Genomic DNA, 17790 nt, shown 5'->3' with positions numbered 1-17790 from the left:
GGGGCTATTATTATGGCAAAAGTATATTATGAACAAGATTGTAATTTAGAGGTTTTAGAAGGAAAGAAGATTGCTGTAATTGGTTATGGAAGCCAAGGACATGCACATGCGCTTAACCTAAAAGAAAGCGGACAAGACGTTATAGTGGGGCTCTATAACGGAAGTAAGTCTTGGAACAAGGCTGAAGAAGCTGGACTTAAGGTTATGGTTGCTGCAGATGCTGTTAAGGCTGCAGATGTAATAATGATACTTGTTAATGATGAAAAACAAGGTAAGCTTTATAAAGAAGATATAGAACCTAATTTAACACCAGGTAAAGCATTAGTATTTGCTCATGGATTCTCAATTCATTTTGGTCAAATACTACCTCCAAAGGATGTAGATGTATTCTTAGTTGCACCAAAGGGACCAGGACATACTGTTAGAAGCCAGTATTTAGAAGGAAAAGGGGTACCGTCTCTTATAGCAATACATCAAAATGCTACAGGAAATGCAAAAGAAATAGCATTAGCTTATGCAGCAGGCATAGGTGGAGCAAGAGCTGGAGTTATTGAGACTTCCTTCAAAGAAGAAACTGAAACAGATCTTTTTGGTGAACAGGCTGTATTGTGTGGTGGACTAACTGCATTAATAAAGGCAGGATTTGAAACTTTAGTTGAAGCAGGTTATCAACCAGAAATGGCTTACTTTGAGTGTTGTCATGAAATGAAACTTATTGTTGATTTAATTAATCAAGGTGGATTAAATTTCATGAGATATTCCATAAGTGATACTGCAGAATATGGTGACTACATAGCAGGACCAAGAGTAGTAACAGAAGAGGCTAAAAAAGCAATGAAGGGCATCTTAACAGATATTCAAAATGGTACGTTTGCCAAAAATTGGTTGATTGAAAATCAAGTAGGAAGACCGTTCTTCAATGCTACAAAAAATAAAGAATCAGAACATGAAATTGAAAAGGTTGGATCTGAACTTAGAAATATGATGAGTTGGACAAAACAATAAATCATAATCGATAAATAGGTGCCACTTATGCTATTAGAGTAAGTGGCACTAAATTTAGTCTTAGAGGGGAGGAGACAATTTTGGATAGACGAATAAAAATATTTGATACTACATTAAGAGATGGAGAGCAAACTCCTGGTGTAAATCTTAATGTAAAAGAAAAGGTAATGATTGCAAGACAATTGGAAGCCTTAAATGTGGATATCATTGAAGCAGGCTTCCCATTTTCATCTAAAGGAGACTTTGAGGCAGTAAAAGCTATAGCAAAAGAAATCAAAAAGTCAACTGTAGCAGCATTATGTAGAGCTACTAAGGGTGATATAGATTGTGCATGGGAAGCTGTAAAGGAAGCGGCAAAACCTAGAATTCATACGTTTATTGCCACGTCCGATATTCATATGCAGCATAAGCTTCAAATGACTAAGGAAGAAGTCTTAAAAAGAGCTGTCCAAATGCTCTCCTATGCTAAAAGCTTATGTGAAGATATAGAATTTTCAGCTGAGGATGCATATAGAAGTGATCCAAAGTTTTTATGTGAAATTTTTGAAAAAGTTATTAAGGCTGGGGCGACAGTGATTAATATACCCGATACAGTGGGATATGCTTTGCCTTCGGATTACTATAAATTTATTGAATATATAATGAAAAATACCAAGGGTATAGAAGCTGTAGACGTAAGTGTACATTGTCATGATGATTTAGGCTTGGCAGTGGCAAATAGTCTATCAGGAGTTATGGCAGGGGCAACACAGGTAGAATGTGCTATTAATGGTTTAGGGGAAAGAGCTGGAAATGCAGCCTTAGAAGAAATAGCTATGGCTATAGACCTTAAAAAAAATTCTTTAGGTGCATTTACTAATATAAATACTAAGCAAATTTATAGAACGAGCAAGCTTGTAAGTTCCTTAACAGGTGTGAATGTACAGCCTAATAAGTCTATTGTTGGAGGTAATGCTTTTGCTCATGAATCAGGTATACATCAAGATGGAGTTCTTAAAGAAAAGAGCACCTATGAGATTATTACTCCAGAATCAGTTGGAATAAATAATAATTCAGGTATTGTACTTGGTAAGCATTCAGGAAAGCATGCCTTTGATAATTATTTAAAGGATATGAATATTGATCTTGATAAGGAAGAATTGGAACATGCCTTTGAAAAATTTAAAGAGTTAACGGACAAGAAGAAAACCATAACTTCTAAGGATATAGAAGCAATTGTACATGCTAAAAAATACTTCAATGAAACCTATAAGCTTAAATCATTCCAAATAAACACTGGAAACAACATAGTTTGTACAGCAGCAGTAGAAATATTAAAAGGTGAAGAATTATTTACTGAGGTTGCAGTAGGAGATGGCTCTGTAGATGCAGCATTTAAGGCTGTAGAAAGAACTATAGGTATGAATATAAACCTTAAGGACTACTCTATAGCATCTGTAACTGATGGAAAGGATGCATTGGGAGAGGTAACAGTGAAAATAGAAGATGAAAAGGGACATATTTTTGTAGGTAAGGATATTTCGGAAGATGTTATGGAGGCAAGTATACGTTCGTATATAAATGCAATAAATAAGATGATTGATGAGAGTTAGGTGATAGGTATGAATAAAAGGGTACACATTTATGATAGTACATTAAGGGATGGGGCTCAGGCAGAAGGGATTTCATTTAGCGTTACTGATAAACTTAAAATCGTAGAAAAGCTAGATAATCTAGGAGTGAGCTATATAGAAGCAGGAAATCCATCATCAAATCCTAAGGATTTAGAATTCTTTAAGGAAGTAAAAAAGCTAAATTTAAAAACCTCTAAAATATGTGCCTTTGGAAGTACCAGAAGACCTAATATAAAGGTAGAAGAAGACAAAGAATTAAGTAGTCTTGTAAAATCCGATGCTGAGGTTTTAGCTGTATTTGGAAAGGCTTGGAGTTTCCATGTGGAAGAAATAATTAAGACTACCCTAGATGAAAATTTGTCAATGATAAGAGATACCATAGAGTATTTAAAGGCTTTAAATAAAGAAGTTGTATTTGATGCAGAACATTTCTTTGATGGCTATAAAAATGATGCTGAATATGCTTTAAATGTTATAAATACAGCTAAGGAAGCGGGAGCAGATTGGATTGTACTTTGTGATACAAATGGTGGCACCATGCCTATGGAAGTTCAAAAGATATTAAATTATGTTGTGAAAGACTTAGAATTTAATAACTTAGGAATACACTGTCATAATGATTTAGGCACTGCTGTAGCTAATTCTTTAATAGCTGTCCAGTGTGGAGTAGCCCAAGTACAAGGCACTTTTACAGGGGTTGGTGAAAGATGCGGTAATGCAAATTTAAGCACAATTATAGCAAACTTAAATTTAAAAATGAAATATGAAGCAATAAAGGATGAAAATTTAGAAAAGCTTATATCCACATATAGATATATTAGCGAGGTAAGTAATGTTACTCCAAATAAATTAGAGCCCTATGTTGGAAGTTGTGCCTTTGCTCATAAGGGCGGTATGCATATAGATGCTGTTTATAAAAATCCCACATCCTTTGAACACATATCACCGGATTTGGTTGGTAACGAAAGAAAAATTCTCATGTCTGAGGTTTCTGGAAGAAGTACTATTATGTCTTTTATAAATTCTTTAAATCCCAATATAACAAAAGACTCAGAAGAAACCAAGGGGATACTGAAAAAGTTGAAGGATTTAGAATACGAAGGATATCAATTTGAAGGGGCGGAGGGTAGTTTTGAACTCTTAGTTAGAAAAGAATTAGGACTATTTAAGCCATCCTTTCAACTTGTTGAATATAAAGTAATGATGGGAGAATCAGATACAGGAGTTTCCAATGCTTTAGCAACCATGAAGATAATGGTGAATGGAGTAATGGAAATCACAGCTGCAGAGGGAAATGGTCCAGTAAATGCATTGGATAAAGCCCTTAGAAAAGCACTAACAGTTTTTTATAAGTCTATATCAAGTATGTATTTAACTGATTATAAAGTTAGAGTTATAGATGGAGATAAGGCTACAGATGCAAAAGTAAGGGTAATAATTACATCTACAGATGGAAGCTCAATATGGAGTACAGTTGGAGTTTCAAATGACATAATAGAAGCTAGTTTTAAAGCACTAACAGATTCTGTTGAATATAAATTAATTCAGTAAAAGGGAGATGACATATTATGAAAAAACCTATGACTATGACACAAAAAATACTTGCAGCTCATGCAGGTTTAGATTATGTACAGACAGGGCAGTTAATAACAGCAAACTTAGATTTAGTTCTAGGAAATGATGTAACAACACCAGTTGCTGTTAAAGCCTTTAACAGCATGAACATTGATAAAGTTTTTGATAAAGATAAGATAGCAATAGTGCCTGATCACTTTACTCCTAATAAGGACATAAAATCAGCAGAGCACTGTAAGTTTATTAGAGAATTTGCCTGTGAAAAAGAGATAACAAATTACTTTGAAATAGGGGAAATGGGAATAGAACATGCGCTAATACCAGAAAAAGGATTAGTAATTCCAGGTGATGTGGTAATTGGAGCAGATTCTCATACTTGTACCTATGGAGCATTAGGAGCTTTTTCAACAGGGGTAGGAAGTACTGACATGGCTGTAGGAATGGCAACAGGTAAAGCTTGGTTTAAGGTTCCAGAAGCTATAAAGTTTGTTTTAAAAGGTAAACTTTCTAAATGGGTTTCGGGTAAGGATTTAATACTTCATATCATAGGTATGATTGGAGTAGATGGTGCACTTTACAAATCAATGGAGTTTACTGGAGAAGGAGTAGCAGAGCTTTCAATGGATGGCAGATTTACCATAGCTAATATGGCTATAGAAGCTGGTGCTAAAAATGGAATATTCCCTGTAGATGATAAGACTTTAGAATACATAAATGGACGTACAGATAGAAAGCCAACTATATTTGAAGCTGATGAAGATGCAGAGTATAGCGAAGTTTATGAAATAGATTTAGGTGCTATAAAGCCTACAGTAGCTTTCCCACATCTACCTGAAAACACTAAAACTATAGATGAAGTTGGAGAAGTGAAAGTCGATCAAGTAGTAATTGGTTCTTGTACTAATGGAAGAATGGAGGACTTAAGAGTTGCAGCTTCTATATTAAAAGGCAAGAAAGTTAAAAAGGGAATTAGACTTATAGTATTCCCAGGAACGCAAAATATATATTTACAGTGCTTAGAAGAAGGATTAGCTAAGATATTTGTAGAGGCAGGAGGAGTATTTAGTACACCAACTTGTGGCCCTTGTCTTGGAGGACATATGGGGATTTTAGCAGCAGGGGAAAGAGCTATAGCTACTACAAATAGAAATTTTGTTGGAAGAATGGGACATCCGGAAAGTGAAGTGTATTTAGCAAGTCCAGCAGTAGCTGCAGCATCTGCCATAGCAGGAAAAATCGTATCACCAGAGGAGGGAATATAGATGCAGGCATTAGGTAAAGTTTTAAAATACGGAGATAATATAGATACTGACGTTATAATACCGGCTAGATATTTAAATACATCTGTTCCAGAGGAATTAGCAAAATATTGCATGGAAGATTTGGATAAAGACTTTTTGAGAAAGTTAACCAAAGGAGACATTGTAGTTGCAGGTAAAAATTTTGGATGCGGATCTTCAAGAGAACATGCTCCAATATGTATAAAAGCAGCTGGAGTTTCCTGCGTAATAGCAAAAAGTTTTGCAAGAATATTTTATAGAAACTCAGTAAATATAGGTTTTCCGATACTTGAATGTGAGGAAGCTGTAAATGCTGCAGAAAACGGTCATGAGTTAGAAGTGGATTTTGAAAAAGGAATAATAAAAAATATTACATTAGATAAGGAATATCAGGCACAGGCCTTTCCTGAGTTTATGTTAAATATAATGAAAAATGATGGATTAGCAAATTGCGTAAATAAAGGATTATTTTAATTTAGGGAGGGACAAACATGAAAGAATTTAAAATAGCAGTTATACCAGGAGATGGTATAGGCGTTGAAATAACAAAAGAGGCTTTAAAGGTTTTAGATAAAATATCAGAAAAGTATAATACAAAATTTAATTATGTGGATTTGAAAGCAGGAGGATGTGCCATAGATGCTTATGGAGAAGCTCTTCCAAAGGAAACTTTACTAAAAGCCAAAGAATGTGATGCATTATTTTTAGGAGCAGTTGGAGGGCCGCAGTGGGATCACCTTCCAGGAGATCAAAGACCTGAAAAAGCCCTTCTAGGACTAAGATCAGGATTAGGACTTTATGCAAATTTGAGACCAGCAAAGGTTTTTGAAGAACTAAAATCAGCATCCCCTCTTAAAAATGCACTAGTAGAAAAAGGAATAGATCTTTTAGTTGTAAGAGAATTAATAGGTGGAATTTACTTTGGTAAGAGAGATACGGTAGTTGAAAACGGAGTGGAAACAGCCTATGATACAGAAAGCTATAATGTAGATGAAATAAAAAGAATTGCTCATGTAGCTTTTAAATCAGCAATGAAAAGAAGAAAGAAAGTTACTTCTATAGATAAAGCAAATATTTTAGATGCTTCAAGACTTTGGAGAAAAGTTGTAATAGAGGTTTCAAAGGAATATCCAGAAGTTGAGTTAAATCATATGTATGTTGATAATGCAGCTATGCAGCTTGTACGCGACCCTTCACAGTTTGATGTAATGCTTACAAATAATATCTTTGGAGATATATTATCTGATGAAGCTTCTATGCTTACAGGATCAATAGGAATGCTTGCATCATCAAGTGTTGGAGAAGGTAGCTACGGAATGTATGAACCTATTCATGGTTCTGCACCAGATATAGCAGGCAAAGACATAGCAAATCCACTAGCACAAATACTTTCAGCAGCTATGATGCTTGATTATTCATTTAATATGACAGAAGCGGCAAAGGATATACAAAATGCAGTTAAAAATGTTCTAGCAAAAGGTTATAGAACTTCAGATATATGGACAGAAGGTATGACAAAGGTTGGAACAAAGGAAATGGGAGAACTTGTTTTATCAGAAATCTAAGGAGGGATTTGCATGAAATCAGATGCATGTAGAAAAGGCTTAGAAAAGGCACCTCATCGTTCTCTTTTTAAAGCTCTGGGTTTTATAGATGAAGAGATGGATAGACCACTTATAGGTATTGCAAATTCCTATAGTGAAATAGTGCCGGGACATATGAATTTAGATAAAATTGCTCAAGCTGTTAAAGATGGAATAAGACTTGCAGGGGGAGTACCTGTTGAATTTAGTACTATAGCTGTATGTGACGGAATAGCTATGAATCATAAGGGAATGAGTTATTCCCTTCCTTCTAGACAAATAATCGCTGATAGTGTTGAAATTGTTGCAAACGCCCATTCCTTTGATGGATTAGTTTTACTTCCTAACTGTGATAAGGTGGTTCCAGGTATGATTATGGCAGCAGCAAGGGTTAATATACCTTCAATACTTGTAAGTGGTGGCCCTATGCTGGCTGGAAAAACTAATGGAAAAACAACTGATTTAAGTGCTATGTTCGAAGCAGTAGGATCAGTTAAAGCTGGAAAAATGACTGAGGAAGAACTACTTGAAATGGAAGATACCGCATGCCCTGGCTGTGGTTCCTGCTCTGGAATGTTTACAGCAAATTCTATGAATTGCTTATCAGAAGTTTTAGGAATGGCGCTTCCATACAATGGAACCATACCAGCAGTTTTTGCAGAAAGATTAAGACTTGCAAAAAAGACAGGAATGAAAATTGTAGAGCTTGTTAAAAAAGGCGTTAAGCCATCTGAAATTTTAACAAAGGATGCATTTATGAATGCAGTAACTGTAGATATGGCATTAGGATGCTCTACTAATTCACTGCTTCACCTACCAGCAATAGCGAAAGAAGTATCAGTAGAAATAAATTTTGATAAAGTTAACGAAATAAGTAATAAAACTCCAAACCTATGCAGACTTAGTCCAGCAGGGCATCATCATATAGAGGATTTGCATATGGCAGGAGGAGTGCCAGCGGTAATCAATTTACTAGCTAGTAAAAATCTTATAAATAAGGATTGTTTAACTGTAACAACAGCAAGTATTTATGAAAATGTAAAGAATGCAAAAGTTAAAAACAATGAAGTAATAAGGGATATTGATGCTCCTTACAGCAGTACTGGAGGACTTGTGGTACTTAAGGGAAGTTTAGCACCAGATGGAGCTGTTGTAAAAAAATCTGCTATGGCACCAGAAATGATGAAGCATACGGGAAAAGCTAGAGTGTTTGATAGTGAAGAAGAAGTAGCAGAAGCAATAATGGGTGGAGAAATAAATCACGGTGATGTAGTGGTAATAAGGTATGAAGGACCTAAGGGTGGCCCTGGAATGAGAGAAATGTTATCGCCTACAGCTCTCTTAGCAGGCATGGGATATGATAAAACTGTGGCTCTTATAACAGATGGAAGATTCTCAGGAGCAACAAGAGGAGCTGCTATAGGCCATGTTTCACCAGAAGCTGCAGAAGGTGGGCCAATAGCATTGGTTAAAGAAGGAGATCTTATTGAAATAGATATAGAAAATAAGAAATTAAATCTATTAGTAGATGAAGAAGAGTTACAAAAGAGAAAACCTCAGGGGAAGATGAAGTCTGTAGAAGGATACTTAAAAATTTATAGAAAATTAGTATCCTCAGCCTGCAAAGGAGCGGTTTTTGAAGATGTAAAGGAGTGATTAATTTGGAGTATACAGGTGCCAGGATTATACTTGAATGCTTAAAAGAACAAGGAGTCGATACTATTTTTGGCTATCCAGGAGGAGCAGTGCTGAATATATATGATGAGTTATATTCCTTTGAGGGTATAACCCATATACGTACAGCCCATGAACAGGGATCTGCGCATGCTGCAGATGGGTATGCAAGAGCTACGGGAAAGGTAGGAGTATGTATTGCTACCTCAGGTCCAGGAGCTACAAATCTTGTAACAGGAATTGCTAATGCCTATATGGACTCTGTTCCTATGGTAGCAATAACAGGCCAAGTGCCCACAAGCTTAATAGGAAAGGACTCCTTTCAGGAAGTTGATATACTGGATATTACAATGCCTATAACTAAACACAATTTTATTGTTAAAAATGTAGAGGACTTAGCACCTGTAATGAGAAAGGCCTTTTCAATTGCAAAACATGGAAGACCAGGACCGGTTTTAGTAGATATACCTAAAGATATAACTGCAGCAATATGTGAATATACGCCATTAGAATTAATAGAGTATGTTAATAATAAACCCATTAATGAAGATGAAGTAGAAAATGCAGTAGAAATAATAAATAAAAGTAAGAAGCCCGTTATTATAGTAGGAGGAGGATGTAATATTTCGGATGCTCAAGAAGAGCTTCAAGAATTTCAAAATAAACTAAAATCTCCTGTTTGCTCTACAATGATGGGACTTGGATCCTTCGATGGAACACATCCTATGTTTACTGGAATGGTTGGAATGCATGGAACTTTGGCATCTAATAAATGTATTTGCGAGAGTGATCTTATAATAGCTGTTGGAGCTAGATTTAGTGATAGAGTTATAAGTAATGCAAACACCTTTGCAAAAGATACAAAAGTAATACATTTAGACATAGATGAAGCTGAAGTAGGTAAAAACATCGAAGCTAATTCGTGGATTATAGGGAATATCTCAGATATACTTACAAAATTAAATAATAGGCTAGAAGAAAGAAAAGAAACTGAATGGACAAAATTTGCTTTAAATCTAATAAACAAGGATGAAAGAAAAACTTTAAGGATAAATCCTAAAGATTCAGTAAATCCTGTTTATCTTATAAGAAAACTGTATGAGCTTACAAAGGGAGAGGCTATTATAACCACAGAAGTTGGACAAAATCAAATATGGGCAACTCAAGGGTATATATATAAGAAACCAAAAACCTTTATAACATCGGGCGGCCTTGGAACTATGGGATATGGCTTTGGTGCCGCTATAGGTGCCAGCATGGGTAAAAAGACAGCTGTGTTTGATATAGCGGGGGATGGAAGTTTTAAAATGAACTGTAATGAACTAGCTACAGTGGTGGAATATAATATACCGGTTAAGATAATAGTACTCAATAACGGCGTTTTGGGAATGGTAAGACAATGGCAAAACCTTTTTTATGAAAAGAGATTTTCACAAACTACGTCTGAAAAAAGAGTAAACTTTGCTAAAATAAGTGAAGCTTACGGTGCGCTAGGAATTAGCATAAATACAAATGAAGAAGTAGAAAATGCACTAAAGATGGCCATAGAATATGATGGACCAGTTGTGGTTGATTGCCTCGTAGACAAGGATGCTATGGCAGTACCTATAGTACCGCCGGGAGCTGATATAGAAGAAATGATGATATTGGATTGAAGAAAATATAACCTCTTTAGAAGGAGGCTCCTTAAGGGGCCTTTTTTTTATACGAAAATTAACTATGGCTTATTTTGTAAATTTAGAACTAAAATATTCGAAATTCTCTTTCATATTGAAAGGATTTTTACTAGCTGCATAGAAATAATGCTTAACATAATTCATTTTGAATATTGTTCTAACTAGAGGGTGGGAGGGGTAGTTAAGATGTATGAGAATGAAAATGTAAACCTTTTAAAGAAGCGTATTGAGGAATTGGAAAAAAGATTAGAAGAAACAGAGAGTAAATTACGAAAGAGTGAATACTTATTTAAAAGTGTCATTGGGTTGTCGCCGATTTGCACTTATATTCATAGGGGAGATGAGTTATATTACACAAATAAAGCTGGAGCTAAACTAGCAGGTACGGATAATCCGAAAGAACTCATAGGAAAGTCTATAAACTCCATAATAAATAATCATCCTGATTACAATGATATAGTGAAGGAGAGGATAGAAACATTACTTAGTAATGAAACCAGCGTACCCTACATGGAACAAAAACTTATAAAAAATGATGGCACTACAATGTATGCTGAAATTGCAGGTGTCTCTTTTATGTGTGATGATGTCATGAATTTATTAACTGTAATTCGAGATGTAACAAAAAGAGTAGAGTTAGAGCATGCTTTTAGGGAAAGGGAAGAACTTTTTAGAGGTATTTTTGAAAATGCAGCTGTGGGTATGGCCCTAGTAGATTTAAAAGGTAAGGCTATAAAGGTTAATAGCTCAATATGTGAAATTATGGGTTATTCTGAAGATGAGCTGCTTGGAAAAACCGTTCATGATGTAACTCATCCAGAAGATATAAATAAAGAGTTAGATAATGCACATAAGTTATTAGAAAATAAAATACACTGCTATCATATGGAAAAACGATATTTTCATAAGGATGGCCGCATTATATGGAGTATTCTAAGTGTTTCATTAATAAGAAATAAACAGGGAGAACCTTTGTATTTTATATGTCAAATTCAGGATATAACCAATATAAAGCAGGCAAAAGAGGCTTTAGAATACGATAAGTTGAAAACAGAATTTTTTGCGAATATATCGCATGAATTAAGAACTCCTATAAATATAATTTATAGTTCAATACAACTCTTAAATATGTATATGGAAAATAATCAATTGTCAGGTAACGCAAGTAAAGTTAAAGGATATTTAGATATAATGAAACAAAATTGTGGTAGGACCATAAGACTAGTCAACAATCTCATTGATACCACTAAAATGGATACAAATTTTTATAATTTAAATTTACAAAACCATGATATAGTAAAAATTATCGAGGATATTACATTATCTACTGCGGAGTATATACAGGATAAAGGAATAGATATAATTTTTGATACAGATATAGAAGAAAAAATAGTTGCCTGTGATGCAGATAAGATTGAAAGAATTATGCTCAATTTACTTTCTAATGCAGTTAAGTTTACAGAAAAAAGTGGGAAAATTAATGTATCACTGCAGGCTAAGAAAAAACACATTAAGGTTTGTGTAAAGGATAATGGTATAGGTATTCAGGATGATAAAATTGATTTGATCTTTGAGAGGTTTGGACAAGTAGATAGATCTCTTGTGAGAAGTCATGAAGGAAGCGGAATAGGACTATGTCTAGTTAAGTCTTTTGTAGAAATGCATGGAGGAGAAATAACAGTTAAAAGTAAATATGGACACGGAAGTGAATTTATTGTTAAGTTACCTACGAAAGTTATTGAGGAAGAAAAACCACAGGAAAAATGCGAAGAGTTAAGTAAAAAAACAAATGGTAACTTTAATAACCATATTGAAAGAGTAAATATTGAGTTTTCAGATATATATTTATAGAAAATCCATTTCTGGAGGCCGCCATGGTTTTTCCTTTTCACAAACTTATCACAATTAACACAAGTTTTAATCATATTATTTTATTAATATAATCTTATACAAAATGTGTAGGAGGTTATTAATAATGAAAAACAAATGGAAATGGGTAATAGCAATTTTCTTTTTAATATTTACCCCAATAGCTGGAGTTATGCATCAAATTAAAGGTGGAGGTCCTAGTGGATCACCGTCAACAGATGCATTATGTCCATTTGGTGGTATGGAAACATTATATAGTTTAATTGCTAATGGAGATTATATAAAGAAAATAGAGCCATCATCTTTAATTCTTTTAGGTGCAACATTACTAATTACTATAGTTATAGGAAGGGCCTTTTGTGGATATATCTGTCCTTTAGGGACGATTCAAACTCTTCTAAATAAATTAGCAAAAAAACTTAAAATAAAACAAGTTAAGCTCCATGGAAAGGCTGATAAGGTATTAAGATATGTTAAGTATATAGTGCTATTTTTAATATTATTTATAACTTATAAATCTGGAGAGTTAATTTTAAGACCTTATGATCCTTGGGCAGTATTCATGCACTTAGGTAGTGGAGCGGAAATATTTGAAGAATTTCTAATAGGTTTTATTATACTTATAGCTATACTTATATCTTCAATGTTCATTGAAAGAGCTTGGTGCAGGTATTTATGTCCTTTAGGAGCAACTTTAGCGTTACTTGCACCTTTAAGCATTTTCAAAGTTAGAAGAAGTGATTCTAAGTGTGTTGACTGCAAGGCTTGTACTAGAAATTGTCCTATGGGGCTTAATGTACATTCACAAGAAATAGCATCTAAAATTGAATGTATTTCCTGTGGAGAATGTGTATCAAGCTGCCCTGTAGATAATACTTTAGAAATGAAAAAAGGTAGTACAGTTTTATCTTTAAATAAAATGGCAGCAATACCTTTAGTGATATTAGTTATAGTTGTTGGCTCAAACATAGCTTTAGGGACTTTTAAGACTTCTTCCTCAAATGTTGAAGTGCTAAATGAAAATGGTGTCTTAAATGCTGATAATATTAAAGGATATATGACAATAAAGGATGTAGCAAATGAATTTAATATAGATACTAATATAATTGTAGAAAAGGCTAACTTGCCAAAGGATACTGATATAAATAAACCTTTAAAGGAATTAAAAAATGACTTGCTAGATAAAGGAATTGAATTTGAGACTGAAGATTTAAAAGAGGTAGTGAAAGAATTGATAAAGTAAAGTTATTAAAAATAAAGTAAGGATTGTATTTTTAGTAACGGCAGGATTGTTGAAAAGCGTAGATAAATTTATAAAACGTAGAAAAAATTCTACAAGTATTAATAAAAGAGTAAGAAAGATTGAAATTAAAGAGTTTTAACAATACCGAATTACATTCAAAAGTATAAAATTTTTAAGTTGTAGAAAAAATCCTACAATAACTGAAAGTTTTAATATCCTATATAAGTTATAAAATTAACTTATATAGGATATTTTTGTTTAAAATTTATCTATGTTATTAACTCTTCATGCTTAGTATAGGTGATTGCTTATTAAAATGGATTAAAAAAGTTTTTATTATAAACGATAATGCTACCTTTTGGCAAAGATATTGCTTTATATATAAATGCAAAGATAAAGGAGGATGTTTTTATGAAAGAAATAGTATTAAAAGATTTAAGTCTTGAAAATATCAAGGTGAATATTGAAGAAAATGTAGCAATTGTGACTATGAGTCGTCCAAAGGCTCTAAATGCATTGAATAATCAAACTTTAGAAGAGCTAGATGCCATTATCGAAAGCATAAGTGTAGATAAGAGTATTTTAGGCGTTATTATTACAGGAGAAGGAAAGGGTTTTGTTGCAGGAGCAGATATTGCGCAGATGAGACCTTATAAAGCAGAGGAGGGCAGAAATTATGCTGAGTATGCTCAAAGCGTATTTAATAAAATTGAAGCTCTTGGAAAGCCTGTAATTGCAGCAGTTAATGGATATGCACTTGGCGGTGGATGTGAGCTATCAATGAGCTGTGATTTGAGAATTGCTTCTGAAAAGGCTGTTTTTGGACAACCAGAGGTAAACTTAGGCGTTATTCCTTGCTTTGGCGGAACACAAAGATTACCTAGACTCATAGGTAGCGGACGAGCAAAAGAACTCATTTACACAGGAAGAATGGTAAAGGCTGATGAAGCGCTCCTCATGGGTCTTGTAAATAAGGTAGTTCCAGCTGAAGAACTTTTAACTGAGGCAAAAAATATGATGAAAGGTATTATTTCAAAGGCTCCTATGGCAATTAAGTATGCTAAGATAGCCATTAATAAAGGAGCTGATTTGGATTTAGCTAATGCACTTGAACTTGAAAAAGATTTGGCAGCACTTACATTTGCTTCAGAAGATAAAGATGAAGGTATGGCAGCGTTTCTTGAAAAAAGAACTGCTAAATTTGAAAATAAATAAAAGTAAAATAAAGTTACTCTTTGTAACAGCCATATTAGTTTAATAAATTAAATAATAAGAAATGGAAGGAGGAGTTAATATATGTCAGGCGGAGAAATTATAAGTTTAATTGGTATTATAGGAGCACTTGCACTATTAATGTATTTAGTAATGAAGGGTGTAAATATTTTTATTATAGCTATAACTTGCTCAGCTATTGTTGCATTGACAGGAGGCATTAATTTGTATGCTGCTTTAAAGGAAAATTATATGACTGGTTTTGTTAGTTTTTTTAAAGCAAACTTTTTGATTTTCTTAACTGGTACATTGATGGGAAAGATGTACGAGGTTACAAATGGAGCCAAGGCAATAGCAAAGATGATTGTTAAAACCTTTGGCCCTAAAATGGCTTTAATCTCAATTCCTTTAGCTTGCGGTATCATATCTTACGGTGGGGTTAGCGTTTTTGTTGCCAGTTTTGCAGTATTTCCTATCGCCCTTGAAGTTTTCAAAGAAGCAGATTTACCTAGAAGGTTTATTCCAGGAGCATTGACCTTTGGGTGTTCTACATTTGCAATGGTTGCGCCTGGTGCTCCTCAAATTCAGAATGCAGTCCCTGCTCAAGCTCTAGGAACGGATTTAATGGCAGGTGCTGTAAATGGTTTCATTTCAGCATTTGTTATCCTTATAGTTGGAGCATTTATGTTATATAGAATGGTAAATAAAGCAAAGGCCAATGGTGAACATTTTGCAGCAAAGTCTGTTGATAATTTTCATGATAATTCAAAACTTCCAAGTGGAGTTGCAGCTTTAATCCCATTAATTATTACAATAATATTAATTAATGTTAAAGTTAACGGCAAGGTGCTGCTTCCACTTGAAGCAGGTGTATTTGCTGGTACTGTAATAGTATTTCTTGTTTTAAATAAATATCAAGATAATAAAACAGTTTTAAATAATATAGGAGAAGGATGCAAAACTTCTGTATTTGCTATTAGTAATACCTGTGCTGTTGTGGGATTTGGTGCGGTGGTTAAGGCAGCTAAAGCATTTCCAGCTGTTATAGATGCAATGGTTAATATTCCTGGACCAGACTTTGTAGGTATTGCTGTAGGTACAACAGTTATAGCAGGTATATGTGGATCTGCATCAGGAGGCCTTGGAATTGCAGCTCCTTTAATAGGACCTGTTTATTTAGCAAAAGGTGTTGCAGCTGCCGCAATTCATAGAACAATGTCTATTTCATCTGCAGCCCTTGATTCTCTGCCACACAATGGATATGTTGTAACTGTTACAAATGGATTATGTAATGAAACACATCATGATGCATATGGACCAGTATTTTGGCTAACAGTAGTTGCTCCAGCAATTGGGTCTGTGGTTGCAGTTATTTTGTTCTCAATGTTCCCATTCCTTCCTTAGTAGAGTGAGTATAAAAGGATGAAAGGACATAGTTTAACTTATGTCCTTTCATCAAAATTAATTGATAATTTTATTTAAGTTAAAGGGGGTTTTTATGTGAGTAAGATAATTACAGCAAAGCAAGCAGCAGAAATGGTTAAGGATGATATGACAATTGCGGTGGGGGGCTTTACCAGCTTTGGACTTGCAGAAGATTTATTGATAGCACTGCAAAATAGATATATTGAAACAAAGTCTCCTAAGAATTTGTTCCTTTTTCACTGCGCAGCTGTTGGTGATGGTGGAGAAAGAGGTGCTAATCATCTTGGGGAAGAAGGATTAGTTAAAAAACTTGTGTGTGCGCATATTGGTTTAGAACCAAGATTAAACAAGCTAACAGTTGCAAATAAGCTAGCGGCTTTCATGATTCCACAGGGAGTTACCACTCATATGCTTAGATCAATTGCGGGAGGAAAGCCTGGGACTTTAACTCATGTTGGATTAAAAACCTTTGCTGACCCTAGACTTGAAGGCTGCAAAGTAAATAAGGCAGCTATTGATTCTGGGGAAGAGGTTGTTTCTGTAGTAAATATAGAAGGACAAGACTATCTTTTTTATAAATCTTTTCCTATAGATATTTGTTTTATAAAAGGTTCATTAGGGGATGAGAATGGAAATATTTCTTTAAATAGAGAGGCTTTAATTTCAGATCAATTGGAAATGGCTGCTGCAACACATAATTCAGGAGGTATTGTTATAGCTCAAGTTGAACAAATTGTTCAAAGGGGAAGTATAAAAGCACATGATGTCAAGGTTCATGGATTTATGGTTGATTATATTGTAGAAGGCACAAGAGAAAATAGCCTTCAGACATATGCATACGATCATTATAGACCAGAATTATCAGGTGAGACAAAAGTTCCATTAGCTTCTATTGAACCTATGAAATTAGATGAAAGAAAAGTTTGTGGAAGAAGAGGTGCTTTAGAGCTAAAACCTAATTGCCTTATTAATTTAGGTATCGGTGTTCCAGAAGCTGTGGCTGCAGTTGCAGGGGAAGAGGGATTCTCAGATAAGATTACACTTTCAATTGAGTCAGGTGCTCTTGGCGGCGTGCCTACAGGTGGTATTGCCATTGGCGGCTCCGTTAATCCTGAATCCATATATAAACAGCCTGATATATTTGATATTTATGATGGCGGTGGAATTGACATGTCTTTCCTTGGTGCAGCTGAAATTGATGCTTTAGGAAATGTTAATGTTTCTAAATTTGCAGGGAGAGTTGTAGGTCCTGGCGGTTTTATAAATATATCACAAAATGCTAAGAAAGTTTGTTTTACAGGAACTTTTAAGGCTGGAAAAATGGAAACTGAAATTAAAGATGGAAAACTTACTATTTTAAAGGATGGAAAAGGAATAAAGTTTAAAAAAGAAGTAGAGCAAGTTACTTTCTCAGGTGAATATGCAAGTGAAACTGGACAGCAGGTCTATTACATCACAGAAAGGGCTGTATTTAAACTTACTAAAAATGGAATTATGCTTATTGAAATTGCTCCAGGAGTTGATTTGGAGAAGGATATTCTCGCAAATATGGAGTTTAAACCATTGATATCAGAGGACTTAAGGCTAATGGATGAAAGAATATTTAAAGATGAGAAGATGGGGCTTTCACTTTAA

General features: G+C 34.4%; 13 protein-coding genes. All 13 read left to right on the top strand.

Going from position 1 to position 17790, the window contains the following annotated elements; translation table 11 throughout:
• Window positions 1-12: 12 nt before the first annotated feature.
• Window positions 13-1005 carry a ketol-acid reductoisomerase gene (gene ilvC / locus DP68_RS16480; protein WP_035311490.1) on the top strand — a complete coding sequence of 331 codons (993 nt, stop codon included), beginning with the start codon at window positions 13-15 and terminating at the stop codon, window positions 1003-1005.
• A gap of 80 nt (window positions 1006-1085) precedes the next feature.
• Window positions 1086-2597, top strand: a complete 1512-nt coding sequence (locus DP68_RS16475; protein WP_035311489.1) for a 2-isopropylmalate synthase — start codon at window positions 1086-1088, stop codon at window positions 2595-2597.
• 9 nt (window positions 2598-2606) lie between these two features.
• Complete coding sequence (gene cimA / locus DP68_RS16470; RefSeq protein ID WP_035311488.1) at window positions 2607-4169, top strand: citramalate synthase; 1563 nt, start codon at window positions 2607-2609, stop codon at window positions 4167-4169.
• A gap of 17 nt (window positions 4170-4186) precedes the next feature.
• Complete coding sequence (gene leuC / locus DP68_RS16465; protein ID WP_291549922.1) at window positions 4187-5455, top strand: 3-isopropylmalate dehydratase large subunit; 1269 nt, start codon at window positions 4187-4189, stop codon at window positions 5453-5455.
• A complete protein-coding gene (gene leuD, locus DP68_RS16460) occupies window positions 5456-5947 on the top strand; it encodes a 3-isopropylmalate dehydratase small subunit (RefSeq protein ID WP_035311487.1) in 492 nt (163 codons plus the stop codon).
• 17 nt (window positions 5948-5964) lie between these two features.
• Complete coding sequence (leuB, locus tag DP68_RS16455) at window positions 5965-7038, top strand: 3-isopropylmalate dehydrogenase (protein WP_035311485.1); 1074 nt, start codon at window positions 5965-5967, stop codon at window positions 7036-7038.
• A 12-nt stretch (window positions 7039-7050) separates the two neighbouring features.
• On the top strand, window positions 7051-8712 hold the full coding sequence (ilvD, locus tag DP68_RS16450; RefSeq protein ID WP_035311484.1) for a dihydroxy-acid dehydratase: 1662 nt from the start codon (window positions 7051-7053) through the stop codon (window positions 8710-8712).
• A gap of 5 nt (window positions 8713-8717) precedes the next feature.
• Window positions 8718-10385, top strand: coding sequence for a biosynthetic-type acetolactate synthase large subunit (ilvB, locus tag DP68_RS16445; protein WP_035311482.1), 1668 nt, complete (start codon window positions 8718-8720; stop codon window positions 10383-10385).
• Between the two features lie 207 nt (window positions 10386-10592).
• On the top strand, window positions 10593-12257 hold the full coding sequence (locus DP68_RS19345) for a PAS domain S-box protein (RefSeq protein WP_081957304.1): 1665 nt from the start codon (window positions 10593-10595) through the stop codon (window positions 12255-12257).
• Window positions 12258-12381: 124 nt separating this feature from the next.
• A complete protein-coding gene (locus DP68_RS16435; RefSeq protein ID WP_035311481.1) occupies window positions 12382-13518 on the top strand; it encodes a 4Fe-4S binding protein in 1137 nt (378 codons plus the stop codon).
• Between the two features lie 411 nt (window positions 13519-13929).
• Complete coding sequence (locus tag DP68_RS16430; RefSeq protein WP_035311479.1) at window positions 13930-14733, top strand: enoyl-CoA hydratase-related protein; 804 nt, start codon at window positions 13930-13932, stop codon at window positions 14731-14733.
• Between the two features lie 81 nt (window positions 14734-14814).
• Complete coding sequence (locus DP68_RS16425) at window positions 14815-16134, top strand: GntP family permease (RefSeq protein ID WP_035311478.1); 1320 nt, start codon at window positions 14815-14817, stop codon at window positions 16132-16134.
• Window positions 16135-16230: 96 nt separating this feature from the next.
• The gene (locus DP68_RS16420; RefSeq protein WP_035311477.1) at window positions 16231-17790 is read left to right on the top strand and encodes a CoA-transferase; all 1560 of its coding nucleotides are present in this window, start codon (window positions 16231-16233) and stop codon (window positions 17788-17790) included.

Origin of the sequence: Clostridium sp. HMP27 (genome assembly GCF_000765165.1) — a bacterium.
Lineage (GTDB): Bacteria > Bacillota > Clostridia > Clostridiales > Clostridiaceae > Clostridium_AK.
Note: the sequence above shows the minus strand (reverse complement) of the source record. Positions and strands in the feature narration are given on the sequence as shown.